This is a genomic window from Polymorphospora sp. NPDC050346, assembly GCF_040655695.1.
Taxonomy (GTDB): domain Bacteria; phylum Actinomycetota; class Actinomycetes; order Mycobacteriales; family Micromonosporaceae; genus Polymorphospora; species Polymorphospora lycopeni.
Genome location: NZ_JBFAKM010000021.1, coordinates 82,768 through 106,718 on the forward strand (window position 1 = coordinate 82,768; position 23,951 = coordinate 106,718).

At 71.5% G+C, this 23,951-nt stretch carries 23 protein-coding genes and 2 tRNA genes; 8 read left to right on the plus strand and 17 right to left on the minus strand.

Annotated elements, in window-relative coordinates; all coding sequences use genetic code 11:
• Positions 1-56 precede the first annotated feature (56 nt).
• From AB0I42_RS21780 to AB0I42_RS21790, 3 genes are all read left to right on the plus strand, one after another.
• Positions 57-1,172, plus strand: a complete 1,116-nt coding sequence (locus tag AB0I42_RS21780) for a MerR family transcriptional regulator (RefSeq protein WP_357539381.1) — start codon at positions 57-59, stop codon at positions 1,170-1,172.
• Positions 1,173-1,290: 118 nt separating this feature from the next.
• Positions 1,291-1,575, plus strand: a complete 285-nt coding sequence (locus AB0I42_RS21785; RefSeq protein ID WP_357539382.1) for a type II toxin-antitoxin system prevent-host-death family antitoxin — start codon at positions 1,291-1,293, stop codon at positions 1,573-1,575.
• Positions 1,572-1,826, plus strand: coding sequence for a Txe/YoeB family addiction module toxin (locus AB0I42_RS21790; RefSeq protein WP_357539383.1), 255 nt, complete (start codon positions 1,572-1,574; stop codon positions 1,824-1,826). Before AB0I42_RS21785 ends, AB0I42_RS21790 begins: the two co-directional genes overlap by 4 nt.
• Positions 1,827-2,055: 229 nt before the next feature.
• Here the strand turns inward: AB0I42_RS21790 and AB0I42_RS21795 are convergent, their stop codons facing one another.
• From AB0I42_RS21795 to AB0I42_RS21805, 3 genes are read right to left on the minus strand one after another with little or no spacing between them, the layout of a single operon-like run.
• A complete protein-coding gene (locus AB0I42_RS21795) occupies positions 2,056-4,254 on the minus strand; it encodes an FtsX-like permease family protein (protein WP_357539384.1) in 2,199 nt (732 codons plus the stop codon).
• On the minus strand, positions 4,251-4,922 hold the full coding sequence (locus tag AB0I42_RS21800; RefSeq protein WP_357539385.1) for an ABC transporter ATP-binding protein: 672 nt from the start codon (positions 4,920-4,922) through the stop codon (positions 4,251-4,253). Before AB0I42_RS21800 ends, AB0I42_RS21795 begins: the two co-directional genes overlap by 4 nt.
• Positions 4,919-5,446, minus strand: coding sequence for a PadR family transcriptional regulator (locus tag AB0I42_RS21805; RefSeq protein WP_357539386.1), 528 nt, complete (start codon positions 5,444-5,446; stop codon positions 4,919-4,921). The genes AB0I42_RS21800 and AB0I42_RS21805 overlap by 4 nt, the downstream gene beginning before the upstream one ends.
• 163 nt (positions 5,447-5,609) lie before the next feature.
• Here AB0I42_RS21805 and AB0I42_RS21810 point away from each other — a divergent pair, with 163 nt between their 5' ends.
• From AB0I42_RS21810 to AB0I42_RS21820, 3 genes are read left to right on the plus strand one after another with little or no spacing between them, the layout of a single operon-like run.
• Positions 5,610-5,771 (plus strand): hypothetical protein, encoded by a 162-nt coding sequence (locus tag AB0I42_RS21810; protein WP_357539387.1) that lies wholly within the window; start codon positions 5,610-5,612, stop codon positions 5,769-5,771.
• A gap of 27 nt (positions 5,772-5,798) precedes the next feature.
• Complete coding sequence (locus AB0I42_RS21815; RefSeq protein ID WP_357539388.1) at positions 5,799-6,053, plus strand: type II toxin-antitoxin system prevent-host-death family antitoxin; 255 nt, start codon at positions 5,799-5,801, stop codon at positions 6,051-6,053.
• Positions 6,050-6,424, plus strand: coding sequence for a type II toxin-antitoxin system VapC family toxin (locus tag AB0I42_RS21820; RefSeq protein ID WP_357539389.1), 375 nt, complete (start codon positions 6,050-6,052; stop codon positions 6,422-6,424). Before AB0I42_RS21815 ends, AB0I42_RS21820 begins: the two co-directional genes overlap by 4 nt.
• A 126-nt stretch (positions 6,425-6,550) precedes the next feature.
• Here the strand turns inward: AB0I42_RS21820 and AB0I42_RS21825 are convergent, their stop codons facing one another.
• The 6 genes from AB0I42_RS21825 to AB0I42_RS21850 all read right to left on the minus strand — a co-directional run bounded on the left by AB0I42_RS21825 (position 6,551) and on the right by AB0I42_RS21850 (position 10,857).
• Positions 6,551-6,979 carry a hypothetical protein gene (locus AB0I42_RS21825; protein ID WP_357539390.1) on the minus strand — a complete coding sequence of 143 codons (429 nt, stop codon included), beginning with the start codon at positions 6,977-6,979 and terminating at the stop codon, positions 6,551-6,553.
• A gap of 278 nt (positions 6,980-7,257) precedes the next feature.
• Positions 7,258-7,557 (minus strand): helix-turn-helix transcriptional regulator, encoded by a 300-nt coding sequence (locus AB0I42_RS21830; RefSeq protein WP_357539391.1) that lies wholly within the window; start codon positions 7,555-7,557, stop codon positions 7,258-7,260.
• A 3-nt stretch (positions 7,558-7,560) separates the two neighbouring features.
• A complete protein-coding gene (locus AB0I42_RS21835; RefSeq protein ID WP_357539392.1) occupies positions 7,561-7,911 on the minus strand; it encodes a type II toxin-antitoxin system RelE/ParE family toxin in 351 nt (116 codons plus the stop codon).
• A 127-nt stretch (positions 7,912-8,038) separates the two neighbouring features.
• Positions 8,039-8,112: transfer RNA gene (locus AB0I42_RS21840), tRNA-Ile, on the minus strand.
• 94 nt (positions 8,113-8,206) lie between these two features.
• The gene (locus AB0I42_RS21845) at positions 8,207-9,916 is read right to left on the minus strand and encodes an insulinase family protein (protein WP_357539393.1); all 1,710 of its coding nucleotides are present in this window, start codon (positions 9,914-9,916) and stop codon (positions 8,207-8,209) included.
• On the minus strand, positions 9,913-10,857 hold the full coding sequence (locus AB0I42_RS21850) for a hypothetical protein (RefSeq protein ID WP_357539394.1): 945 nt from the start codon (positions 10,855-10,857) through the stop codon (positions 9,913-9,915). Before AB0I42_RS21850 ends, AB0I42_RS21845 begins: the two co-directional genes overlap by 4 nt.
• 285 nt (positions 10,858-11,142) lie before the next feature.
• On the opposite strand from AB0I42_RS21850, the gene AB0I42_RS21855 reads away from it, so the two are divergent.
• On the plus strand, positions 11,143-12,594 hold the full coding sequence (locus tag AB0I42_RS21855; protein WP_357539395.1) for an SDR family NAD(P)-dependent oxidoreductase: 1,452 nt from the start codon (positions 11,143-11,145) through the stop codon (positions 12,592-12,594).
• Here AB0I42_RS21855 and AB0I42_RS21860 read toward each other — a convergent pair.
• Both AB0I42_RS21860 and AB0I42_RS21865 read right to left on the minus strand, forming a co-directional pair.
• Positions 12,573-13,820: an NAD(P)/FAD-dependent oxidoreductase gene (locus AB0I42_RS21860; RefSeq protein ID WP_357539449.1), complete on the minus strand. Its 1,248-nt coding sequence runs from the start codon at positions 13,818-13,820 to the stop codon at positions 12,573-12,575. The two genes, AB0I42_RS21855 and AB0I42_RS21860, sit on opposite strands and share 22 nt — an antisense overlap.
• Positions 13,821-13,838: 18 nt before the next feature.
• Positions 13,839-13,911: transfer RNA gene (locus AB0I42_RS21865), tRNA-Asn, on the minus strand.
• 260 nt (positions 13,912-14,171) lie between these two features.
• On the opposite strand from AB0I42_RS21865, the gene AB0I42_RS21870 reads away from it, so the two are divergent.
• Positions 14,172-14,522: a hypothetical protein gene (locus tag AB0I42_RS21870; RefSeq protein WP_357539396.1), complete on the plus strand. Its 351-nt coding sequence runs from the start codon at positions 14,172-14,174 to the stop codon at positions 14,520-14,522.
• 105 nt (positions 14,523-14,627) lie between these two features.
• Here AB0I42_RS21870 and AB0I42_RS21875 read toward each other — a convergent pair whose 3' ends face one another.
• The 6 genes from AB0I42_RS21875 to AB0I42_RS21900 all read right to left on the minus strand — a co-directional run bounded on the left by AB0I42_RS21875 (position 14,628) and on the right by AB0I42_RS21900 (position 23,919).
• A complete protein-coding gene (locus tag AB0I42_RS21875) occupies positions 14,628-15,635 on the minus strand; it encodes a sugar phosphate isomerase/epimerase family protein (protein ID WP_357539397.1) in 1,008 nt (335 codons plus the stop codon).
• 268 nt (positions 15,636-15,903) lie between these two features.
• Positions 15,904-17,619: a ThuA domain-containing protein gene (locus tag AB0I42_RS21880; protein WP_357539398.1), complete on the minus strand. Its 1,716-nt coding sequence runs from the start codon at positions 17,617-17,619 to the stop codon at positions 15,904-15,906.
• Between the two features lie 14 nt (positions 17,620-17,633).
• Positions 17,634-20,450: a PQQ-dependent sugar dehydrogenase gene (locus AB0I42_RS21885; protein ID WP_357539399.1), complete on the minus strand. Its 2,817-nt coding sequence runs from the start codon at positions 20,448-20,450 to the stop codon at positions 17,634-17,636.
• A gap of 227 nt (positions 20,451-20,677) precedes the next feature.
• Complete coding sequence (locus tag AB0I42_RS21890; protein ID WP_357539400.1) at positions 20,678-21,583, minus strand: sulfotransferase; 906 nt, start codon at positions 21,581-21,583, stop codon at positions 20,678-20,680.
• Between the two features lie 3 nt (positions 21,584-21,586).
• Entirely contained in the window at positions 21,587-22,642 is a 1,056-nt protein-coding gene (locus AB0I42_RS21895) for a sulfotransferase (RefSeq protein WP_357539401.1), read from the minus strand.
• Positions 22,639-23,919, minus strand: a complete 1,281-nt coding sequence (locus tag AB0I42_RS21900) for a glycosyltransferase (protein ID WP_357539402.1) — start codon at positions 23,917-23,919, stop codon at positions 22,639-22,641. Before AB0I42_RS21900 ends, AB0I42_RS21895 begins: the two co-directional genes overlap by 4 nt.
• Between the last annotated feature and the right edge of the window lie 32 nt (positions 23,920-23,951).

Here is a 23,951-nt window from a genome sequence, read left to right on the forward strand (position 1 = left end):
TGTTCAAGCTGCTTCGGCTTGTTCCTCACGTGGCGTCATGGCACATAGTCGGTGGCGTGGAGGAGCACCTGACCGTGGGGCGGGTGGCCGAACTGGCCGACATAACCGTCCGCACGCTGCATCACTACGACGAGATCGGCCTTCTGCGGCCGTCCACGCGAACCGCGGCCGGGCACCGGGCCTACTCCGCGGGTGACGTGGAGCGGCTGCGGGAGGTGCTCGCCTACCGGCGGCTGGGCTTCGGATTGCGCGAGATCGCGGATCTGGTCGACGACCCGGCCACCGACGCGGTCGCGCACCTGCGCCGGCTGCGCGGCCTGCTGCTGGACCAGCGCGACCGGGCCGCTGCCATGGTGACGGCCATCGACCGGGAGCTGGAGGCGCGGGCAATGGGGATCAGGACGACGCCGGAGGAGCAGTTGAGAGTGTTCGGCACACGGTTGTACGACACCATCGGATCCGCATACCCGGCGACGCGGCGTACCGAGCCACGGATCGCCGCGCGCATCTGGGACGCGCTGGGGGACGCACGGACGGTGCTGAACGTCGGGGCCGGAACCGGCTCCTACGAACCCCCGGACCGCGACGTCACGGCGGTGGAACCGTCGGCGGTCATGCGGGCGCTGCGCCCCGCGGGCGCGGCGCCGTGCGTGGCCGCCGCCGCGGAGAGCCTGCCGTTCGAGGACCAGTCCTTCGACGCCGCGATGGCGGTCAGCACCGTCCACCACTGGCCGGACCCGGTCGCCGGGCTGCGTGAGATGCGGCGGGTGGCCCGGCGGGTGGTCGTGTTCACGTACGACGCCGACGACACCGGCTGGCGTCGGCGGTTCTGGCTCACCCGCGACTACCTGCCCGAGTTCGCCGACCTTCTCGTCGGCTGGCCTTCCCTGGCCGACCTGACCCGCGCGATCGGGGGACGCGCGGAGCCGGTGCTCATCCCGTGGGACTGTGTCGACGGCTTCTTCGAGGCCCACTGGCGCCGGCCCGAGGCGTACCTGGACGAACATGTGCGCCGCGCGGTGTCGGTATGGACCAGGGTCGGGCCCGAGGCCGAGCAGCGGGCGGTGACCGGGCTCCGCGCAGACCTTTCCTCGGGCCGGTGGGCGGAGCGTAACCGCGACCTCGTCGCCCTCGACGCGGCGGAACTCGGCCTCCGGCTGCTCGTCGCCTGAGCCGCCGCGCCCGGGAGCACCGCCCGGGAGCCGGACGCGATCCGGCAGGCGTGCCGAACCGACCTGCCACGCTCACCCCTTGTCGTACAATTTCTTGTACGACACATTGGGAGGCATCATGCGTACCGTCACCTACTCGGAGGTCCGGCAGAACCTGGCCAAAGTTCTGGATCATGTCGTGGATGATGCCGAGGAGGTTGTGGTCACCCGCTCTGGCCGCGAGGCTGCGGTCATCATCTCGCTGCGGGAGTACCAGTCCCTGAAGGAGACGGCGTATCTGATGGCCAGCCCTGCCAACGCGCGCCGGCTGAACGAGGCCGTCGACGAGTTGCGCAACGGGGGCGGGGAAATGCGTGACCTGATCGACCCCGACGCCAGCGACGGCGGAGCGTCGGCAGCGTGAAGGTGCAGTTCGCCAGCCGGGGTTGGGAGGATTACCTGACCTGGCAGCGGGATCGCCAGATGCTCAAGCGGGTGAACGCCCTGATCGAGGACATCCGGCGCAACGGCCACCAGGGGATCGGCAAGCCAGAGCAGCTCCGGGGCAACTGGTCAGGGGTCTGGTCGAGGCGTATCGATCAGGAGCACCGCCTGGTATACCGGATCACCGATGACACCGTGCAGATAGCGCAGTGCCGCTACCACTACGAATAGTCACGAGCCGCACGTCGCGCCGATAGTTCGCATGCTGGCCTGATCCCGGGCCAGGCGTACAGGTCAAGGGTGTTCGTGGGCCGGGGACGCCACCATGCGAACCAACCGGCGACCATCGACGGTGTCCCGTGGCCGCTCCTCTCCTGGGTGACGTGACGTGCCGTCCGAGCCGATCTGGATCCCGATGTGATCTTGGGCTACCGCCGCACGCTGGTCCTCGGCGCGTGGCTCACCCGTTCCGGGCCGTTTCCGGGCCGGTGACCCGGCGCAGCAGCGGCAACGTCAGGGCGATGATTCCCAGGGACACCACCAGCCCGCCACCGACGGTCAGGTAGAATGACAGGTGCGGCGGTAGCAGTGTGTAGCCCAGTTGCGCCCGCAGGAAGAGATGGGCGGCCAGGAACCCCATGCCGATGGCCACCGCGGCGACGAGCAGCAGCGGCACGACGGTTTCCAGCGCGACCACCCGGCGCAGGGTGGACAGCCGCACCCCGGTGAGCCGCAGCATGCTGAACGGCCGCTTTCGGTCGCTCAGCCCGCCGGCCACGCTCACCGCCAGGCTGCAACCGGCGATCGGCAGGCTGGCCAGCATGACCACGTCGGCCAGCCGCTGGAACTGGATCATCTGCCGTGCGGAGTTCGACTCCCACTCGCCGATGCTCGCCGGGAAGCGCCCCAGCGGAAACGCGTTGATCAGCATCGTCCGGGCCTGCTCGAACCCGGTGCGGCTGGTCGTGTCGACGACCACCGACTGGATCGGCTGCCGGTCGACCTCCGTGGGGGCGATGCTGGCGGCGTCCCAGACGTGCGTGTCACTGGTCAGGTCGAACGCGCGCATGCCGATGAGGTCACCGTGGACGGCCGCGACCTGCGCCCCGGCGGGGCAGCTACCGAACACCGCCAGACGGTCCAGCTCCGCGCACGTGATGACGCCGTGTCCTCCGTCCCGGTCGGGGTTGAGGTGCACCAGGGTCACGCTGCGCACGCCGGGGATCGTCTCGAGGCCGGCCGGAATCTGGTCGGCGGTCGGTGCGGGCCCTTCCTCCGGCCAGAACTGTTTCGCCAGTGACGTGGCGGCCACCGAGTCGGTCCGGGGTTCGCCGCGGTTGGCGACGAACGTGGTGATCGTGCCGGTCGCCACGCTGGTCACGAACAGCGCGACGATCAGCCCGCTGACGGATCGGAAGCCGGCCTGCGGGTCGTCCGCGAGACGTCGCCCGGCGATGAGCGTGGCGGGCCGGCTCGCCCGCCCGGCCAGCACCCGGGCGCCGACCATGGTCAACCACGGCCCCGACAGCACGAGCCCGGTCAGGACCAGCAGAAACCCGGACAGGTACGCGGCAAGCTGGCCGTCGGTCGTGTCGGGGCGCCGGCCGATGAAGTACGTCAACTCGGCGAGCCCGACGACCAGCGGGATCAGCCGCCAGGCGCGCGGGGGCTTCGGGGTCACCCGACGGCTCACGCCCAGCGGCGAGATCTGCACCCGGCGCAGGGCCAGCCAGGAGGCCACGACGGAACCGACCGGGATACCGAGCGCGACCACGAGGACGTCGACGAGGTCGAGCGACAGGTCGGCGGTGAAGAACGGTTCGCCGGTGAACGGAATCGTGGCGATTGCCGGCCGGATCGCGAAGAACAGACTGAACCCGGCAACGGTGCCCGCCGCGGTCGCGATCGTCGACTCCACGGCCGAGACGAGGGAGATCTGCCGTGGTGTCGCGCCGATCAACCGCATCGCGGCGAAGCGCTGCTCCCGCCGGGTGGCCGCCAGCCGGGTCGCGGTGCCGATGAAGATGAGCACCGGGACGAGCAGGGCGGCCGCGACGACGGCGAGCACGAGTGACATGGCGTCGGAGTTGAGTCCGACCGGGCAACCGTTGCGGCAGTCGTTCTGGGCGGGGGTCATGATCTGGGTGACCTGGCGGGCCCCCAGCTGCTCCAGCTCCGCCGGGGTACGGCCGATGACGATCAGCAGCGATTCGGGGGACGGCAACGCCGCCGACCCGATCGTGCCGATCTCGTGCCCGGGGAAGCGGTCACCGAGTTCCGTGGCCGGGGTGGTCCGAAGCAGCTCGCCGAGGGCGGGTGAGACGTAGAACTCGCCCGGCCCCGGCAGGCGCGGGATGCCCGGCGGGACGGGTGCGTCCGGACCCGGCACCGCGACCTCGACCCGGCCGATGGACCGGCCCTGGTGGTAGTCCTCCCGGAGCAGCCACCAGATCGGATCGGCCGACACGTCGGAGGCGGCCGGGGCGGCGGCGGTGTTGAGCCAGGCGTACCGCTGGTTCTGCGCGCCGACCGCGTTCATCGCGGCGAGCGTCGTCAGGAGCATGCCGACGCCGAGCGCCACCGCGGTGGCGATGACGGCGAGCCGGGTGGCGGCCTCCCGGCCACCGGACAGGGACAGTCGCAGACCGAACCGGATCATGAGTACACCAGCGCGTTCACCTTGCCGTCGCGCACGATGACCTGCCGGTCGGCGCACGCGGCCACGCGGGCGTCGTGGGTGACGAGGACGACGGTCGTCTCCTGCTCGCGGGCCGAGGCGACCAGGAGGTCCATGACCTGCTCGCCGGTCAGCGAGTCGAGCGCCCCGGTCGGCTCGTCGGCGAACAAAACCCCGGGCCGGGCGACCAGACCACGGGCCAGCGCGACCCGCTGCGCCTGCCCGCCGGACAGCTCACCGGACCGGCGCCGCTCCAGCCCGGCCAGGCCGAGCCGCTCGAACCACGGCCGCGCCTCGCCGAGCGCGGCGGCCCGCCGGGCGCCGCCGAGCAGCAGCGGCAGTGCGACGTTCTCCTCGGCGGTCAACTCGGGCACGAGCTGTCCGAACTGGAACACGAACCCGAAATGGTCCCGGCGCAGGATGCTGCGCTCGTTCTCGTTCAGGGTGTCGACCCGGCGGCCGTCGTAGTAGACCTCGCCCGCGCCGGGTACGAGGATCCCCGCCAGGCAGTGCAGCAAAGTGGACTTCCCGGAACCGCTCGGGCCCATGATGGCGACAATCTCGCCCGGGGCCACCGAGACGCTGGCGCCGCGCAGCGCCGGCGTCTCACCGAAGGACAGAACGACGTCTCGTGCCTCGATCGCCTTCATCCCCGCAGCACCGTCTCCCGGAGGGCGTCCAACCGGGCGACGGTGATGTCGATCCAGCGCAGGTCGGCCTCCAGACGGAACAGGCCGTGGTCGGCCAGCAGGGTGTCGACCAGGTCGCCGCCGCGTCTGATCTCGGTGAGTTCCGTCATCCGCCGCAGGTGCGCGGCGCGCTGGCTGTCGAGGTACTCCTCGGCGGGCCGGCCGAGCATCAGGGCCAGCACGACCTTGGTGAACAGCACCGTCTGCAGGTTGGGCTCGGCCTCGACGGGCTCGGTCAGCCACGATTCGACCTCGGTCGCGCCCAGTTCGGTGATGACGTACCGCTTGCGCTCGTGGCCTACGCCCGGCTCGACCTCACCAATCACGATCTTGCCGTCGCGGGCGAGCCGGCCGAGGGTCGCGTAGACCTGACCGAACGGCAGCGGCTTGCCCCGGCTGAAGAAGGAGTCGTAGTCGCGCTTGAGGTCGTAGCCGTGACTGGGCTCGCGCTCGAGCAGGCCGAGGAGGGTCATGGGAACGCTCATGCGCAGACCATACACTGAGTGTATATCCCGCGTACATATACCGGGCGTATATCGATGATTGCCAGGCCGAGGAGTGAGCCGATCCGTCTTCCAGCCGCGAAATCTCCGACTGAGACCCCTCCTTATCCGCTGCGGTGGCGTGTCTGATGGTTAGGAGGTGGCGGTGGACGCGGAGGACTCGTTCGCGAGGTATGTGCGGGACCGGACCGGCGGCACGACCCAGTTGATCCGCCAGGAGGGCGTGTGGGTCTGGGACATCGACGTCGCGCACGACCTGGTGGTCGACGGCCGGTTCGGCGGCCCCTCCTCCAAGCCGACCGCGTAGCTATCAGCTAAGCAAGGAGGTTTCGTCATGTCGGCTGATGCCGTGCACTACAACATGCATGATGCCAAGACCCATCTGTCGCGCATCATCGAGCGGGTGGAGCGCGGCGAAGAGATCATCATCGACCGGGCGGGCACCCCGGTGGCGAAGGTCGTGCCGCTGGTGCGGCGAGCCAACCGCACCGCAGTCGGCTCCCTCGCCGGCCAATTGGATCTGTCAGGCGACTGGGACTCGCCTCAGACCAACGCCGAGGTCGCCGCCGACTTCGGCATCGGCGCATGACCCTGCTGCTGGACACGCATGTCGCCCTCTGGGCCATCACCGGCGACGCGACCCTCGGCACCGAATTCCTCGACCGACTACGCCACGACCCGGACATCTTCCTCTCCCCGGTCACCCTGTGGGAGATCACCATCAAACAGAGTGCGGGAAAGCTTGCCGGACCGCCCGACCTCGCCGAGCAGGTGAAGGACATGGGCTTCCGTGAGCTGCCTGTGACGCACGCCCACGCCATCGTCGCTCGCCGCCTGCCACCGCATCATCGCGATCCCTTCGACCGCATGCTGGTGGCGCAGGCGATCACCGAAGGCTTGACTCTCGCCTCCCGCGACGCGTCGATAGCGCTGTACGACGTGGACGTCCTCAAGATTTGACCACACGCCACATCCGGCGTTCGCCCACCGCCACCCGCCCGACGCGTCCTGCGGTCACACAACGGCGTCAGCACGGCGTGGCGTTCGGCAGAGGGAGCCGGCCGGGCATGGTCCGTCCTGCTCCGATCAGCAGCCCGCGATGGTCGAGAACGATCCGCCGATCGCTCCGCCGGCGCCTTCACCACTGGTAAGGCCCGTGCCTGCCACCCCGGTGTACGTGTCGCCGAGGATGCGCGACGCCCAGGTCGTCTTGACGTCCCACGCGCCGTCCCTGGCAGCGAGGTCCACGCGCGAGACGAGGCTGCTGCCGCGCCACACCTCGAACCGGGCTCCCGCAGTACGGCCGGGCGTGGTCGCCGCCACCAGAGTGATCTCCCACAACGGGCCGTACCCGCTTTCGACCGCCGTCTTGCACGCCATCACGACAGCGGAGCCGGACTGGCCGGCAAACGTCGACCAGGCGGCGTGAGCCGGCGCGGCACCGCCGATGGCCAGCGCAACGCTGGTCACGGTGCTCAGGAGGGCAAGTTTGCCGAACCGGCCGAACCTCGTCACGGTGTTCTCCCCTTCGGCTTCTGGCGTCTGTCCCGCCCGTACCTTCAGGAGAGCGGACGCTCCACACCCTAATGGACCCCAAGCATGGGCCCGCTCGACCCACACTGGTGGGGCGTTGGTTCCGAACTCGGCGGCACAACGTGGGGCCGGAGGCACCACCATGCGAACCACACTGCCACGATCGCCGGTGACCCGCTACCACTGAGTTCGACCAGGTCGCGGGCGCCAGGCGGTACCCGATGACGGTCGCCGAAGCCGTACCTGACACCATCCGGGCCTCAGGCCGCGGCGCCCCGCGGCTCGAAACTGACGTTCAGGCTCACATCCAGCGCCGCCGCCAACCGTTCCAGCACCGGCAACGTCGGCACGGTCCCACCCGCCTCGAACCGGGCGACCGCCGACTGGGTCATACCCGACGCCTGGGCAAGCTGCGACTGGCTCCAGCCCCGACGCTCGCGAAGCTCCCGAACCGCGCGGCCGAGTTCGAACGCCAGTCGCGCCGCGTCGTACGCCTCCGCGGCTCCGGGCTCAGCCATACGCCGTTCGCGCATGGCGCCCCAGTCTGCCCGTTCACCCATGGCCTAGCCCTCCTCCTCTTCGACACGGTGCGCCTCGTCGACACACCGGGCCAACGCCCGACGCGCCCGGTCGACCTCCCGCTCGTCACGCATGCGCGTCTTGTGGAACACCGTCAACAGGATGATCCGCTTGTCGGACGCGATCCAGTAGGTGACCCGCACCGCCTGCCGCTCCAGATAGAAGCGCAACTCGCGCAACTTCCCGTCAAGCTGCTTCGTGTACGGCTCCCCCAACAGCGGGCCGTGCTCCGCCAACAGATCGACGTAGAACGCCGCCCTGGCGAACAGCGCGGTCGGCAGGCTCTCCAGCCACTTCTCGACCTCCGGCTCCAACTCGACCGTACCCCAGGTCATAGCGACGATGCTATACCAACGCGGACCCACAACCGGGTGACGCCCTCAGCCGAAGCAACCACCAACTGCGGCGATGGTTCGCATGCCGATCAGAGGGCATCGAGAAACCGCAGGCGAAGAGAAAGAGTGGGGCGGACGGGACTCGAACCCGTGACCGATCGATTATGAGTCGACTGCTCTAACCTGCTGAGCTACCGCCCCGTGCCGGCGCGGGGATCCTAACCCGCGACCAGCCGCCCTGCCACCATCTTCACGTTGGCCCGGCCGGCCGCCGGCGGACCCACCGGCCCGCCGGCTACCTCCGCAACGGCCGGCGGAGCCGGCGCAGCAGGGCGACGATCGGCCAGGCGACTCCGGCGGTCAGGCCGAGCAACACGCCCATGAAGAGCCAACTGTCCGGATCGTCGGCGTCACCGGTGACGATGAGGATGCCCTGCACCACGATGAAAAGGAGCAACGGCAGCGCGAGGATGCCGAAGAAGAGCAGCCCCAGTGCCTCGTACCACCTGGGCAGCCGCAGTCCCTTCGGCACGACGGCCTGCTCGGCCGGTGGCACGGGAATGCTCTCCGGGTCGCGGGCCGGCATCGGCACGTGCCGGTCGGCGGGCACGATGTTGTCGATGGCGGCGACGTCGGCGGCGGTCACGCCGTACATCGTGGGTTCGACCGGTACGAAGAGGGCGTCGGCGCCGATGAGCTGGCGGCCGCCGTCGGGCCAGACGAGCAGGGCGGCACAGTTGGCGTACTCGACGGTGACCGGGGCGCCCGGTTGGTCGAGGGTCACGCCGTACGGGCCGATGACGAGGCCGGTCTCGTCGCCCGCGGTACGGGAGGCGGCACGCCGGCCGGTGACGGCGGACGTGGAGTGGGTGGGGGCGGCGGCGAACCCGGCCCACTCGGCACCACGGCTGCCGGGCACCATCAGCAGGGCGGTACCGGCGGCCTCGACGGCGACCGCGTGGATGTCGGCGAGGGTGACCGCCTTCAGTTCGGCACGCATCTCGTCGGTGCTGAGGTTGGGCTGGCCGGTCAGGTGGTTGAGGGCGGCGCCGGGCAGCCGGGCGGCGTCGAAGTCGGCCCGGCTGTAGGTCTCCTCCGTCGCCGCGCACACGGTGTCGAGGTCCGCCTGCTCGATTCGGCCGACGCGGAGTTTGGCGAGCACGTCGACGAATCCGCCGAGTACCGCGCCGTGCTTGTCGGGCAGGGCGTCGGCGGCGGCGGTGACCATGGCGTGGTCGTCGCCGCGCGGGCTGTAGGTCGCGGTGGCCATGTAGGACAGTCCGTCCTCCTGACGCAGGGCGCGGAAGAGTTCCCGTTCGAGGACGGCGGTGTAGATGCCGGCGGCGACGGAGCGCCTGACCACGGCGTCGAAGGCGACGATCCGGGAGGCGCCGCCGCAGAAGTAGGCGGGCGTCTCCGGCAGCGCGGACCAGGCCGGGGGAACCGGTTGCCGGGTACCACCGGGCAGGTCTAGGCGCAGGCCCGCCGGGACGGCGTCGCCGGCGATCCAGAGCACGACGTTGTCCCGGGTGAAGTAGCGGGCGGCCCAGGCGCGCAGGTCGTCGGGGCCGACGGAGCGCAGCCCGAACTCGGGATGGCCGGGCAGGCCGTAGCCGACCGCGCCGTGCCGCCAGACCGCGAGCGGCTCACCGTAGCCGGGGACGCGGCTGCCGCGCTCGGTACGCAGGATGCCCTTCTCCATGTCGAGGCGGTCCATCGGCAGGTTGCCGAGCGCGGCGCAGACGCCGTTGACGAAGGCGGTGACCTTCTCGGGGCTGCCCTGGGTGTGGAAATGGGTGACGACCGTGCCGGTGCTGCCGTTGTAGTGGTAGTCGGTGAGGCCGAACTGGTGCAGGGCGAGGTGTTCGAGCAGGTGGGTGATTCCCGCGCGGGCAAGGGTCTCGTCTGCCTGGCCGACCCGGAAGGTCAGCCCGGCGATCAGGGGTCCGTTGGGGTTGGGGGCGAGCAGGGTCGGTACGCCGTCGACCTCGGTCTGCGTGATCACTGCTGTCGGCCTTTCGCGAACGCCTCTGCGCGGCATCGTTGGAACTGGGTGGCGGCGTCGCCGAGGTAGTGCCACGGGCTTTCGGTGGCAAGGTTGCCGAGGGCCGTGAACTGGGTGGCCGCGGCGGCGTAGTCGTCGATGAGCCAGAACATCATCGCGAAGGTGTTGCGTACCCCGACCCAGCCGACCCGTTCCCGGAAGTCGGGGTGGAGCACCGAACGTTGCGCGGCCTCCCGGATCTCCTGCCGGACGGTGGCCTCCGCCAGGTACCGCTGTCCCTGGTCGCCGGCGTCCAGCCAACGTTCGAGGTGGCCGTCGAGGACCAGTACGGCGTTGGGGGCGCCGGGTGGGGCCGCGCCGGCGCACTCCTTGGCGAACGCGTGCATCGCCGGCCAGCTGCCGCTCCACTTCGGGCAGAGCTGTTGCAGCAGGTTCCGTTGGGCGGCCAGGTCGTGGGGGTGGTGCCGGGCCAGCCGGTCGTAGCGTCGGCGGGTTTCCGCCTGGCCGAACTGGAGTCCGCGGGCGGTGGTCATGCGCAGGTTCCAGGCCGGGGCGTTGTCTGGTTCCCGGGCGGTGACGTCGATCAGCAGTCGCTCGGCCCGGCGCAGGTGGTCGTGTAGTGCGGCGAACTGCTCGGCGCTGACGTGCTGTGCCCGGGCGTCGGTGCGGATCTCCCAGCCGATCGAGATGTGGTTGACGGCCAGCAGGGTGGCCGCGAGCGTGTCGGCCGGGTCGGCGTCGACGGCCCGCCGCAGGTGATCTTCGATCCCGCGCTGCTCGCCGGCCTCCCAGACGAGCATGGTGCGGGTGTCCGGGTCCACGGCGTCGAACACGGCCCGTACGGTGGGAAGGTCGTGCGCCGCCAGTGCGGCGCGTAGCGCGGCCACCTCGGAAAACGCCGTCGCGGCGTCGAAGTCGGGGGCGAGCAGGGGTGCGGGCATGGCGGCGATCCTAGAGGCGGGTCGACTCCGGCGAGATCCACTTTCGGGCGACGTCCGGTCAGGTTGGGACGCCGGACGGCTCCTTTCCACGTCCCTCTTTCCGGACCCGCTCGCAAGATCCGCGTGATCAGGGACCAGGTCGGGAGTGTCGCTGGCATGGCGACGGCTCAGCTCCCTGATCACGCGGATCTTGGTGGGTTTTCGCGGGCGGCGGGCGGTTGCGTAGAGTCCGCAGGGCGGGCTGGTCGGCGGCCCGGTGGAAGCGGAACGGAAGCGGCTCGGGACATGACGGCGAACGGGTACGACCAGGCGGCGGGCGCGGCGGGGATCGACCCGGCGGATCTCGAGGTGTGCCTGCGGGTGCTGGCCACGGTCGACGACCTGCCGGTCGAGCATCCGGACGCGGTGCGGGTGCGGCGGGCGACGGCCCGGTTGTTCAAGACGGTGAAGAAGCACCGGCGCCGGGACCGGCGGGAGGCGGTGCTCGCCGCGGACGAGGCGGTGACGTCGGCGACCGCGACCGGGGCGCCGGGCCGGATCGACGACGAGACCAAGGGCATCCCGCTGGTGTCGCCGACGAGCGGGGCGAGCGCGGGCCGGCTGCTGCGTCCGCGCGCCTGCTACGTCTGCAAGGAGCGCTACCACGACGTGGACGCCTTCTACCACCAGCTCTGCCCGGCGTGCGCGAAGATCAACCGGGATCGGCGGGACGCCCGGGCCGACCTGACCGGGCGGCGGGCGCTGCTGACCGGTGGCCGGGCGAAGATCGGCATGTACATCGCGCTGCGGTTGCTGCGCGACGGGGCGCACACCACGATCACGACCCGGTTCCCGCACGACGCCGTACGCCGTTTCAAGGCGATGCCGGACAGCGCCGACTGGCTGCACCGGCTGCAGGTGGTCGGCATCGACCTGCGGGACCCGGCGCAGGTGGTCGCCCTGGCCGACTCGGTCGCCGGGCAGGGCCCGCTGGACATCCTGATCAACAACGCGGCGCAGACCGTACGGCGTTCCGCCGGGGCGTACGCGCAGTTGGTCGCGGCGGAATCGGCGCCGCTGCCGGAGGGTTCGCTGCCCGAGCTGGTGATCTTCGGCGGTGCCGGCCGGTCCGAGCTGACCGCCGGTGCGGCCGGCGGTGGCATGTTCACCCCGCAGGCGCTGACGGCGCTGGCGCTGACCAGCCGGTCGGCGACCCCGGACCGGATCGCGGCCCTGACGGCGATCGACGCCGGTGGTCTGGTGCCCGACCTGGACCCGGTCAACAGCTGGAGCCAGCGGGTGCACGAGGTCGACCCGCTGGAGCTGCTCGAGGTGCAGTTGTGCAACGTGACCGCCCCGTTCGTGCTGGTCAGCCGGCTGCGGTCGGCGCTGGCGGCGGCACCGGCGCGGCGCAAGTACGTGGTGAACGTCTCGGCGATGGAGGGCCAGTTCAGCCGGGGCTACAAGGGTGCCGGCCACCCGCACACCAACATGGCCAAGGCGGCGCTGAACATGCTGACCCGCACCAGCGCGGCCGACATGTTCGCCGAGGGCATCCTGATGACGAGTGTGGACACCGGCTGGATCACCGACGAGCGGCCGCATCCGACGAAGATGCGGCTGGCGGACGCGGGGTTCCACGCGCCGCTGGACCTGGTCGACGGGGCGGCCCGGGTGTACGACCCGATCGTGCGCGGCGAGCAGGGCGAGGACGTGTACGGCTGCTTCCTGAAGGACTACTCCCCGTCGGCGTGGTGAGCCCGTAGGTCGCGCAGGACGGCGCCGGCGGCACGCCAGCCGCTGGCCAGGGCGCCCTGGATCGACGGGCTGTCCCGGTGGTCGCCGGCGACGTAGCGCCGGTCGCCGAGGGCGACGGGTTTGCGCAGGTGCCCCTGGGGCGGGTCGGCGGCCGGCAGGGCCTGCGGCAGCTCGACCGTGGTCAGATGGGTCCAGTCGGCGGTGGGGCGCCCGTAGAGGCGGGCGAGTTCGGCGCGTACGACGGGCTCGGGTACCGCCGGCCCGGCGACCGAGGTCGCGATCAGGTGCCGGCCGGGTGGCGCGTACGTCGGCGCGGCGTTGCTGACGACGACGGTGCTGGCGACGAGTTCGCGCCGGTCACCGTCGAGCAGCAGGACGGGTTCGCGCAGCGGTGCCTCGGGCGCGGCGTGGTAGTAGGTGGTCAGGGCCCGCATCCGGGGAGCCGGCAGGTCGGGAAGCAGCCGGGCGGCGGTGGTCGGGCCGGTGGCGACCAGCACCGCCCGGCAACCGATCCGGGCGGCGGCGGTGTGGACGGCGCCGGGTGCGACGCGCTCGACCGGGGTGTCCAGCCGGATGCGGCCGGCGGGCAGTGGCGCGGCCAGCGCCCGGGGCAGGGCGGCCATCCCCCGGGCGGGTACGCCGATCCGGCCGCGGGCGAACGAGCGGACGACCATCGCGAACACGTGGCTGGAGGTCGTCAGCTCGCGGTCGGCGAAGACGCCGGACAGGAACGGCCGGAGAAGTTCCTCGATGATCCGGTGGGACAGGCCGGCGCGGCGCAGCGCGGTCTGGGTGCTGACCTCGGGTGCGGCGAGCAGCCGGTCCGGGTCGGTGGTGGCGAGCCGGGTGGCCAGCGCGGCGAACCGGAGCCGGTCGGACAGCCGGCCGATGCCGGGCAGGGCGGCGGAGGGTGCGCCGGTGGGGTCGCGCAGCGGGTTGGTGAGCCGGTGCGTTCGGCCGGCCCGGCGGACCAGCACGCCGGCGGTGAACTCGCGCAGGTCGAGCCGGTCGACGTCGACGAGTGCGGTGAGCCGCGGGTAGGCGGTGTTGAGGACCTGGAAGCCGCGATCGAGCTGGAATCCGTCGACTTCGTCGGTGGTGACCCGGCCGCCGACGCGGTCGGCTGCTTCGAGGAGTTGCCAATCGATGCCGGCCCGGTGCAGTCGGCGGGCTGCCGCGAGGCCGGCCAGACCGGCGCCGATGACGAGAACATCGGTGTCGACAATGGGTGTGCCCACAAAAAGCTCCCCCGTTTGGACTCGAACCAAAAACCTGCCGGTTAACAGCCGGCTGCTCTGCCAATTGAGCTACGGGGGACTGCTGTGCGCCCGGTTCCGGATCTCTCCGACCCCTGGTGCCGGCACAACTTTACAGCAACTCCCCCACCTTCGGTCCAGGGGGTTCTTCGCGACACGCCACCCCATCAAATCTGGGCAAATCGCCGTGGCGCACCCAGATGTGCATGGTCTCGGAGGAGGATGGGTAGGTAACGCAGGACAGACGACGCAGGCGCGACACCGTTGACCGCCGGGCAGGTCCCGGGGAGCAACACCGCGTCAGGCATGGAGGGAGCCGCAATGCGCGGAAAGCTTTGGTTCATCGCCGGGGTCGCGGCGGGCTTCGTAATCGGCGCCCGGGCGGGCCGCGAAAAGTACGACGAGCTGGTCGTCAAGGGCCGTAAGGTCCTCGACCATCCGACGGTGCAGGAGGCCGCCGGCGTCGCCCAGGCGCAGGCGAACCGCCTCTACACCGAAGGCAGGGACCGCCTGAGCCACACCCGACTCGGCGAGAAGCTGAGCATCGGCGGCGGTTCGGCGAGCCCGGTCGACGACTTCGCCGGCTCGTCCGTGGGCAGCGGATCGACTTCGACCTCGAAGGCGTCGACGCCGAAGCCGTCGAGCCCGAACACCAACGGCAGCACCCTCTAATCCCGGGTAGCGAAAGGGGGCCGGTCGCCTGGCGACCGGCCCCCTTTTTCGTCCAGGTCACTCCTTGATCGAGAAGACCGGGTCAGTCCCTGGTCGAAGGCCGGGTCAGTCCCTGGTCGAGAAGGCCGCGTCGAACGCGGCGGTCGGCGGGTCGAAGGCCAGCCTACGGACGAACGCCAGCGCGTCGGGCGCACCGACCAGGCGGTCCATGCCGGCGTCCTCCCACTCGATCGAGATCGGGCCGTCGTAGCCGATCGCGTTCAACGCCCGGAAGCAGTCCTCCCACGGCACGTCGCCGTGACCGGTGGAGACGAAGTCCCAACCCCGGCGCATGTCCGCCCACGGCAGGTGGGAGGCGAGCCGGCCCCGCCGGCCGTCCCCGGTACGGACCTTCGCGTCCTTGCAGTCGACGTGGTAGATCCGGTCGGCGAAATCGAAGATGAAGTTCACCGGGTCGAGTTCCTGCCACACGAAGTGCGACGGGTCCCAGTTGAGGCCGAACGCCGGCCGGTGACCGATCGCCTCCAACGTGCGCTTGGTGGTGTAGTAGTCGTACGCGATCTCGCTGGGGTGCACCTCGTGGGCGAAGCGGACGCCGACCTCGTCGAAGACGTCGAGGATCGGGTTCCAGCGGTCGGCGAAGTCCTGGTAGCCGCGGTCGATCATCTCCGGCGGCACCGGCGGGAACATGGCCAGCGTGTGCCAGATCGACGACCCGGTGAAGCCGATGACGGTCTTGACGCCGAACTTCGCGGCGGCACGGGCGGTGTTCTTGAGCTCCTCGGCGGCCCGCTGCCGGACCCCCTCGGGCTCGCCGTCCCCCCAGATCCGGCCGGGCAGGATGCCCTTGTGCCGCTCGTCGATCGGGTGGTCGCAGACCGCCTGGCCGACCAGGTGCGCCGAGATCGCGAAGACCTGGAGGTTGTACTTGGCGAGCGTCTCGCGCTTGCGGTCGACGTACGTGTCGTCCGACAGTGCCTTGTCGACCTCGAAGTGGTCACCGCCGCAGGCGATCTCCAGGCCGTCGTAGCCCCACTCGGAGGCCAGCCGGCACACCTCCTCGAACGGGAGGTCGGCCCACTGGCCGGTGAAAAGGGTGATGGGTCGCGCCATTGTCCTACTCCCCTGTCGTGACGCGGGATTCGCGGGCGGCGGCACGCTGACGCGGCGCCGGTGGGGTGGCGCGAGGAGGCCATGGTGCGTGGCGGCCACGGCGGTCACCGGTGGGTGCTTCCACACCTGGTCCGACGGGTGCTTTCACACCTGGTCCGACGGGTGCTTTCACACCCGGTCCGACGGGTGCTTTCGCACCTGGGCCCAGCGGGTTGCGCCTCCCGCCAGGTCACCGGCCACCGCCGAGGGTCGCCGACCACACTCTAACTCAGGGAAGTGTCCACTTCTGGTTCGCTCCGCTGCCGCAGGCCCACAGGTGCACCGGGGTGCTGTCGGCGGAGTTGTTGCCGGAGACATCCAGGCACTTGCCCGACGTCGGATTCACCAGCGTCTGGTTCGCCTGCGGCGTCCAGTTCTGCGCGCCGGTCCCGTTGCAGGTCCACAGCTGGATCTTCGTCCCGTTCGCCGTACCGGCGCCCGACACGTCCAGGCACTTGCCGAGGGCACGCAACGTCTGCCCGTTACGCGTCCAGGTCTGCGCCGCCGAGCCGTTACAGGTGTAGAGCTGCACCTGGGTGCCGTCGGCCGTCGCACCACTTCGTACGTCGAGGCACTTGCCGGCCAGACCGACGACCGGACCGGTGCCGCCGGTCGGCGGCGGGCCGCCGAGTTCCCGGATCCGGACGTTGCGGAACGAGACGTCGTCGCCCGTACCGTGGTTCTGCAGGCCGATGTGGCCGGCCAGCGAGCGGACCGGGTCGGTGTTGGTGAAGTCGTTGATCTTGACACCGTTGAGGAAGATCTGCAGCCGCTCCCCCTCGACCAGCAGCTCGTACGTGTTCCAGGTGCCGGGCGGGTTGAGCGCCGCGTCGCGGGCGGCGAGGTCGGCGGACTTGAACGTGTAGACCGCGCCGGTGGTGCGGTCGGCGGCGTCGGTCGCGTCGATCTGGATCTCGTAGCCGTTGTTCACCGCCGACCACGGGTCGGTCGACGGCGGGAAGCCGATGAAGACGCCCGAGTTGTCGTCGCCGGCCATCCGCCAGTCCAGCTTCAGCGAGTACGACGTGAACTGCCGGGCGCTGTACCAGTACAGGCCCATCCCGCCGACCGAGGTGAGGGTGGCGTCGGAGTTGGTGAAGCTGCCCGGTCCGGCCTGCGACCAGCCGGTGGTCGAGCCGTTGTAGAGGGTGGTGTAGCCGGTCTCGGCGCGGCAGTCGGCCCGCACCCGGCCGGCGGCGTAGCGGATCCCGCCGAGCAGGTGGGTCCGGAACGCGGGTTCGGCGTACGACGCCTGGGTGTGGCCGCCGCCGGTGTAGAAGGAGCGGCCGCCGCCGTACGTCTTGCACCAGGCGATCGGGTGGTCGGCGCCCATCGACCCGCCGGAGTACGACGACTCGTCGAGGGTGGCCAGCACCTTGGCGCCGGAGCGGGGGTTGGTCCGGTAGTTGTACCACTCGTCGGTGCGGGTCCAGGTCTGTGGCAGGTGGGCGGTGGCGGCGTGCGCCCGGTCCTCCACCTTGACGTTCGCCTGCTGGATCGCCGGGTGCGAGGCGAAGTAGCCGCCGACCAGGTTGCCGTAGAAGGACCAGCCGTACTCGGTGTCGGCGGCGGCGTGCACGCCGACGTAGCCCCGGCCGCCGGCGAGGTACGCCTCGAACGCCGCCTGCTGGGTGTCGTTGAGCACGTCGCCGGTGGTGTTGAGGAAGACGACCACCTCGTACTGGTTGAGGTTGGCGGTGGTGAACGCCGCGGCGTCCTCGGTGGTGGTGACGGTGAAGTTGTTGGCCGCGCCGAGGTCGCGGATGGTCTGGATGCCGACCGGGATCGAGTCGTGGCGGAAGCCGGCGGTCTTGGAGAAGATCAGCACGTCGTAGGGGGCGTCGGTGGGGCTGGCGCTGGCCGGGCCGGCGGGGGCGCTGGTGCAGGCCAGGGCAGCCAGGCAGGCGGTGGCGAGGCCGATCGAGGATCTGACGAATCTACGCACGGTCTGCTCCTTTCTCAGGGAAGGGTCCATTTCTGGTTGGCGCCGGTGCCGCAGTCCCACAGGTGCACGGGCGTGCTGTCGGCCGGGTTGTTGCCGGACACGTCCAGGCACCGGCCCGACGCCGGGTTGAGCAGCGTCCGGTCGGCCCGTGGCGTCCAGTTCTGCGCCCCGGTCCCGTTGCAGGTCCACAACTGGATCTTCGTACCGTTCGCCGTACCCGCGCCCGACACGTCCAGGCACTTGCCCAGTGCCCGCAACGTCTGCCCGTTACGCGTCCAGGTCTGCGCCGCCGAGCCGTTACAGGTGTAGAGCTGCACCTGCGTACCGTCGACACTCGCCGCGTTACGCACGTCCAGACACTTGCCGGCCAGCCCGACCACCGGACCGGTGCCGCCGGGGGTCGTACCGGTGGCGAGGGTGAAGGCGTCGATGTCGAACAGCGCGCCGCTGCCGCCGGCGAACGTCAGGTAGAGCGTGGTGGTGCCGGCCGGCGGGTTGGCGATCGTGCCGGTGACCTCGGTGAACGTGTCCCAGGAGCCGGTGACGGGCGCGGTCGCCGAGCCGAGCACGGCACCGGTCGCCGAGCCGGCCCGGACCTGGACCGTGCCGCCGACGCCGGCCGACGAGACCCGGGCGGTGAAGGAGGTGGCGTTGGAGATGTCGTACGGGTCGAAGGCGATCCAGTCGCCGTTGTGGATGTCGCCGACGGTCCGGCCGCCCTCGGCGGTCGCCTTGGCGAAGGTGTTCACCCCGGAGCTGGTCTTGAAGTGCTCGGCCTGCCGGTGCCGGGGCTGGAGGATGTGCTGGGTGTGCGTGGTCAGCCCGCCGGCGTCGGTGTATTCGGCGTCGAAGACGGCGAAGATGTTCGCGGCGTCGTCGTGCTCGCCGTCGTTGGGCACGGTCAGCGAGCCGGAGCAGCCGTTCGTCGAGGTGATCTGGTGGCCGTGGCTGTCGTGGCCGAGCACGTACGTCATCTTCACCTTGGAGCAGTCGATCGTGCCGTCCTCCGGGTCGGTGACGGTGATCGAGAACGGGACGGTGTCGCCGAACGAGAAGAGTTGCCCGCTCCTCGGCGAGTTGATCGTCACCCGGGGCGCGGTGTTGCCGACGGTGACCGTCACGCTCGCCGTGCCGGTGGCGCCCTGCGGGTCGCGTACGGTCAGCGTCGCGGTGTAGGTCCCGTTCGTGGCGTACGTCTTCGTCGGGTTCGCCGCCGTCGACGTGGTGCCCTCGCCGAAGTTCCAGGCGTACGTCAGCGCGCCGCCCTCCGGGTCGGCGGAGCCGGCGGACGAGAACCTGACGGTGAGCGGCGCGGGGCCGGACAGCGGGGTGGCGCCGGCGACCGCGGTCGGCGCCCGGTTGCCGCCGCCGAGGTAGTCGAAGCGGTACAGGGCCGAGTTCTCGTCACCGTTGAAGTAGCCGGTGCCGTAGTCGAGTACGTACAGCGCGCCGTCCGGCCCGAACGCGGAGTCCATCACCTGCTTGCCGACCCACGGGAACGTGTCGATGGTGCCGGGGCTGCCGTCGGCGTTGAGGTGGATCGGCTTGATCCAGCCGCGGCCGAGTTCGGTGGCGAAGAACTGCCCGTCGAAGGACTGCGGGAACTTGGTGGCCGAGGGGTTGGCGGGGTCGTGGCGGTAGACGGGTCCGGCCATCGGCGATTCCGATCCGCCGCCGAACGCGGGTGGGGTGCCGGCGTCGCCGCCGTACCGGATCCAGGCCGCCCGGGCCGGCGGCAGGGTGGTCAGGCCGGTGTTGCGGAACGAGTTGTTGGTCGGCCCGCCGGCGCAGTTGTACTTCGGCCCGCTGGCGCCGGTGGCGAAGTCCCACTCGTTGTAGGTCTCGGTGGTCGTGTTGGTGCCGGTGCAGTACGGCCAGCCGTAGTTGCCCGGCGAGGTGATCCGGTTGAACTCCACCTGGCCGGACGGTCCGCGGTTGGGGTTGGTGGAGCCGGCGTCCGGGCCGTAGTCGCCGACGTAGACGTGGCCGGTGGCCCTGTCGACGCTCATCCGGAACGGGTTGCGGAAGCCCATCGCGTAGATCTCCGGCCGGGTCCTCGCGGTGCCGGGGGCGAAGAGGTTGCCGGCCGGGATCGAGTACGTCCCGTTCGCGTTGACCCTGATCCGCAGGATCTTGCCGCGCAGGTCGTTGGTGTTGGCCGAGGTGCGCTGGGCGTCGTACCCGGGGTTGCGGTTGGTCCGCTCGTCGATCGGGGCGTAGCCGGCGGAGTCGAACGGGTTGGTGTCGTCCCCGGTCGACAGGTAGAGGTTGCCGGCCGCGTCGAAGTCGATGTCGCCGCCGACGTGGCAGCACAGCCCGCGGTCGGCGGGTACGTCGAGGACGGTGACCTGGCTGCCGGTGTTGAGGGTGAAGTCGGCGTTGAGGGTGAACCGGGCCAGCCGGTTGACGCCCTGCCAGGCGGAGAAGTCGGTGCCGGTGATCGGGGCGTCGCCGCCCGGGGTGGACAGTGGGGGCGCGTAGTAGAGGAAGACGTGCCGGTTGGTGGCGAAGTTCGGGTCGACGCCGATGCCCTGCAGGCCCTCCTCGTCGTGGGTGTAGACCGGGATCGTGCCGATGACGGTGGTGGTGCCGGCCGCGTCGGTGCGGCGGACCGTGCCGTTGCGGGCGGTGTGCAGGACGGACCGGTCCGGCAGGACCGCGAGCGACATCGGCTCGCCGACCTCGGCGACCCCCCTGGCGAGGGTGACCTGCTGGAAGTCGGTGGCGTTGATCGGGTGGGCGGCGGCCGGTGGGCCGGCCGCCTGCACCAGGACGGTGGCGGCGGCGAGCACGAGTGCGGCGCCGGTCGCCCGTCCACGGTAAATGGACATGGCGGTGCATCCCTTCCTGACTGGGGATGGCTCGGGCCGGGCGCGCGCCGCCGCGCCGGGACCGTAACGATCGGGCGCCGCCGGGGGTGTGCCATGACCACCGCGACGCCGTATGTTGCGAACAGATTAATCAGCGGACGTGGATACGTCTACATCTTTCGATGCTTTGACGACGCCTTTCGCTCGTTCCAGCGAAAGTCCCCGGCCGAGGCCGCCGCCGGTCCGGTTCAGTAGCCCCACTCGGCGAGCGGCTTCTCCAGCACCCGCTCGACCGCCGCGACCTGCTCCGGAGTCAACTCGTCGCGGTACGCCGCCCCCCGGCCGACGTGGAACTCGTAGCGCCCGAAGCCCCGGTCGAACGCCGGCGACCACTCCAGCCCGAGGAAGTCGAGCATCCGGGCCACCTGCCCGCGCGGGTCGGCGATCAGGTCCTCGTAGCGGACGTCGAGCCACTGCCCGGTCGGATGCGCCGCCCGCGCCTCGCCGAACGACGCCATGAGCATCTTCCAGCCCAGCGCGGCGAGCACCGGGAACGACCGCCCGGACTCCTCCCACTCCTCGCGCAGGTCGCCGGGGAGCGGGCCGTAGAGCCAGTTGTCCGGCCCGCGCCAGCCGTCCCACCAGCCCATCTGCAACCACGAGTTGGCCACCGCCCGCCCGTCGCGGACCACGTTGACCACCCGCAGCTCCGGGTACGCGGCGTGCAGGAACCCGGTCCGCGGCCAGCCGGTCACCGGCTGGAGCAGCACCGAGCAGCCCTGCCGCTCGATCCGGGAGTCGAAGAACGCCCGCAGCCGCCGGGCCACGAACGGGGTCAGGTCGGCGGCGACCAGGTCCCGGCACGGCCGGGAGAAGCCGGCCATCACCTGCCGGTCGAGCAACTGGTACGCCTCGGACGGCGCGACCCGCAACCGGCCGCGCTCCAGCAGCTTCCGGCTGTGCCGCAGCGAGGTCATCCCGGCCGGCCGTGGCACCGAGCCACGGTAGAGCCGGCCGTTGAACCGCCCGCGCAGGTTGAGCCGGGGCAGCTTGTCGTCCAGGCCGGAGACGAAGCCGACGTCCGGGTGCCGGGCGATCAGTTCCTGCACCAGCGTCGAACCGCACCGGCCGGTGCCGGCCACCACTGACAGCACGTGTCAGCCCTCCCCGTCGTCGGACCGGCGCCCGCCGGCGAGGTCGGCCGCCGGGCGGTCGTCGGCCGTCCAGGCCGTCCGGTCTCCGGCCGCCGGGCGGTCGCCGGCCGCCGGGCGGTCGGGCCGGCGCAGCGGATAGCCGAACCGGCGCAGCAGCGGTGCGGTCACCGCGCTGGCCACCAGGTAGCCGTGCCGGGACAGCCCGGTGATCCATTCGGTGTCGTCGGTGATCGGCACCGGCCCGGTCCGGTGCCGCGACGGGTTGCCGGCGACCGAGTGGGTGGCGGCGAGGCGTACCTCGCCGGGGCCGGTGAACGGCAGCTCGCCGGCGTCGAGCCCGGCGAATCCGGCGATGCGGGCGGTGGTGCCGGCCGGGTCGGCGACGAAGTCCTCGTAGCGCACCCGCAGGTAGCGGTCCGGTGCCCGGCGCCCCCACAGCCGCAGCGTCGCCGCGTTCCACACCGACCAGAGCAGGGCCGCCTTCCACACCGGCGGGCGGCTCATGAGCCGGTCCCCGGGCACCCCGTCCAGGCTCCGCCGCCGCCGCCACGAGAAGGCGGTCGCCCGCGGGTCGCGTACGACGTGCAGGATCCGCAGGTCGATGCCGGGCAGGCCGTCGAGCAGTGCCCCGTACGGCGGCAGTTTCGACGAGTCGACGATCACCGGCCCGGCCGGCCCGGCGGGGCCGACCGCCCCGGCGAGCGCGGTGTAGAGCGCGGCGAGCACGGCGTCGTCGGGATGCGCCGGTACGGCGGTACGGCCCGCGCGGTGCCGGCGCAGCAGGCCGGGCAGCCCGCGCATCCGCAGCCGGGTACGCAGCCCGGCGGCGATCCGGCCGGCGTCGGCCGCCGGCAGCGCGGCCACCACCCTCGTCCACAGCGGGCACTCGGCGAACGGTGCCCCGCAGCCGCACGGCCGGTTGTCGAGGATCCCGCGCTGCCACAGGTAGCGCAGCTCGCCGGCGGCGAAGCAGCCGTCGAGCTGGCCGAGCACGGTGGTGACCAGGGTGCTGCCGCTGCGCCCGCTGCCGGCGAGGTAGAGCACCCGGACCGGGCTCACCGGCCACCTCCGCCGGCCGGTGCCGTGGCCGCCCGGCCGGCGCCGGCCGGGCTCCCGGCCGCCCCGGCGTAGATCTCGCGCAACCGGCGCAGGTGCGCCGCCGGCGGGAAGTCGCGTTCGATGCGCTGCCGGCCGGCCCGGCCCATCGCCAGCGCCCGGTCGGGGTCGGCGAGGACCGAGGTCAGTGCGGCGGCCAGGGCCGCGGGATCGTCGGCCGGCACGATCTCGCCGTCGACGCCCGGTTCGACCAGTTCGGGCAGGCCGCCGAGGTCGGTGCCGACCACCGGTACGCCGCAGGCGAACGCCTCCAGCACCGACAGCGGCTGGTTCTCGTGCCAGCGCGACGGGACCGCGACCACCCCGGCGGCGCGGACCAGCTCGTGCAGCCGGGCCTTGTCGAGCCGGCCGTGGAACCTGACCCGGCCGGGGGCGACCCGGCGGGCCAGTTCCTCCAGCATCGGGCGGACCGGCCCGTCGCCGGCGACGTCGACCGGGACGCCCGGCGGCAGCGCGGCCGCCGCCTCGACCAGGGTGTCGACCCCCTTCTCGGCGGCGAGCCGGCCGGCGTAGACGACTCCCCCGCCCGGGGTCGACTTGGCCGGCAGGCCGGTCAGGTCGACGAAGTGGTTGACGACCCGCAGCCGGTCGGGATACACCCCGGCCCGGCGCATCACGTCGGCGAGGAACCGGCTAGGGCTGACGAAGACCGCCACCGGGTCGTAGGCGCGGAGCCGACGGTGCAGCCACGACTCGACGGCGAGCAGGCCGCTGGCCGCCAGCGAGCCGTCCTTGCAGCGCCGGCGGGCGGCGGTCAGCGGACCGCCGGTGACGCAGGCGTCGCAGATCCCGCCCCGGTCGAGCAACTGGTAGCTGGGGCAGGCCAGCTTGTAGTCGTGCATGGTCAGCACGCACGGCACGCCGGCCGACCGGGCCGCGGCGAGGACCGACGGGGAGAGCTGGTGGTAGATGTTGTGCAGGTGCACGACGTCGGGCCGGAAGTCGTCGATGACCCGGGCCAGCCCGCGCCGGCTGGCGGGCGACCAGACCATCCGGGCCGCGGCGGCGGTCCGCGGGCGCAGCCCGCGCGGTGCCGGGTCCAGTTCCAGGTGCGGCGGGAAGTGCCGCTCGTACGGCAGTCCCGGCTCGTTGTCCGGGTGCCGCATGCCGAAGTACGCGACCTCGTCGCCGGCCGCGCGCTGGAGGTCGGCGAGGTCGAGCAGGTAGCCCTCGGCGCCGCCGCGGCGGTAGAGGAACTTGTTGACGTGGAGGACGCGCATTGACCTGCTCAGCTCGACCGGCGGACGGGGCG

What these genes read in the sequence shown, in the direction of transcription:
- AB0I42_RS21785 (WP_357539382.1), top strand. Translation starts at nt 1,291, where the DNA reads ATGCGTACCGTCACCTACTCGGAGGTCCGGCAGAACCTGGCCAAAGTT.
- AB0I42_RS21795 (WP_357539384.1), bottom strand. Translation starts at nt 4,254, where the DNA reads ATGATCCGGTTCGGTCTGCGACTGTCCCTGTCCGGTGGCCGGGAGGCC.
- AB0I42_RS21800 (WP_357539385.1), bottom strand. Translation starts at nt 4,922, where the DNA reads ATGAAGGCGATCGAGGCACGAGACGTCGTTCTGTCCTTCGGTGAGACG.
- AB0I42_RS21805 (WP_357539386.1), bottom strand. Translation starts at nt 5,446, where the DNA reads ATGAGCGTTCCCATGACCCTCCTCGGCCTGCTCGAGCGCGAGCCCAGT.
- AB0I42_RS21815 (WP_357539388.1), top strand. Translation starts at nt 5,799, where the DNA reads ATGTCGGCTGATGCCGTGCACTACAACATGCATGATGCCAAGACCCAT.
- AB0I42_RS21820 (WP_357539389.1), top strand. Translation starts at nt 6,050, where the DNA reads ATGACCCTGCTGCTGGACACGCATGTCGCCCTCTGGGCCATCACCGGC.
- AB0I42_RS21830 (WP_357539391.1), bottom strand. Translation starts at nt 7,557, where the DNA reads ATGGGTGAACGGGCAGACTGGGGCGCCATGCGCGAACGGCGTATGGCT.
- AB0I42_RS21835 (WP_357539392.1), bottom strand. Translation starts at nt 7,911, where the DNA reads ATGACCTGGGGTACGGTCGAGTTGGAGCCGGAGGTCGAGAAGTGGCTG.
- AB0I42_RS21850 (WP_357539394.1), bottom strand. Translation starts at nt 10,857, where the DNA reads ATGCCCGCACCCCTGCTCGCCCCCGACTTCGACGCCGCGACGGCGTTT.
- AB0I42_RS21855 (WP_357539395.1), top strand. Translation starts at nt 11,143, where the DNA reads ATGACGGCGAACGGGTACGACCAGGCGGCGGGCGCGGCGGGGATCGAC.
- AB0I42_RS21870 (WP_357539396.1), top strand. Translation starts at nt 14,172, where the DNA reads ATGCGCGGAAAGCTTTGGTTCATCGCCGGGGTCGCGGCGGGCTTCGTA.
- AB0I42_RS21875 (WP_357539397.1), bottom strand. Translation starts at nt 15,635, where the DNA reads ATGGCGCGACCCATCACCCTTTTCACCGGCCAGTGGGCCGACCTCCCG.
- AB0I42_RS21885 (WP_357539399.1), bottom strand. Translation starts at nt 20,450, where the DNA reads ATGTCCATTTACCGTGGACGGGCGACCGGCGCCGCACTCGTGCTCGCC.
- AB0I42_RS21900 (WP_357539402.1), bottom strand. Translation starts at nt 23,919, where the DNA reads ATGCGCGTCCTCCACGTCAACAAGTTCCTCTACCGCCGCGGCGGCGCC.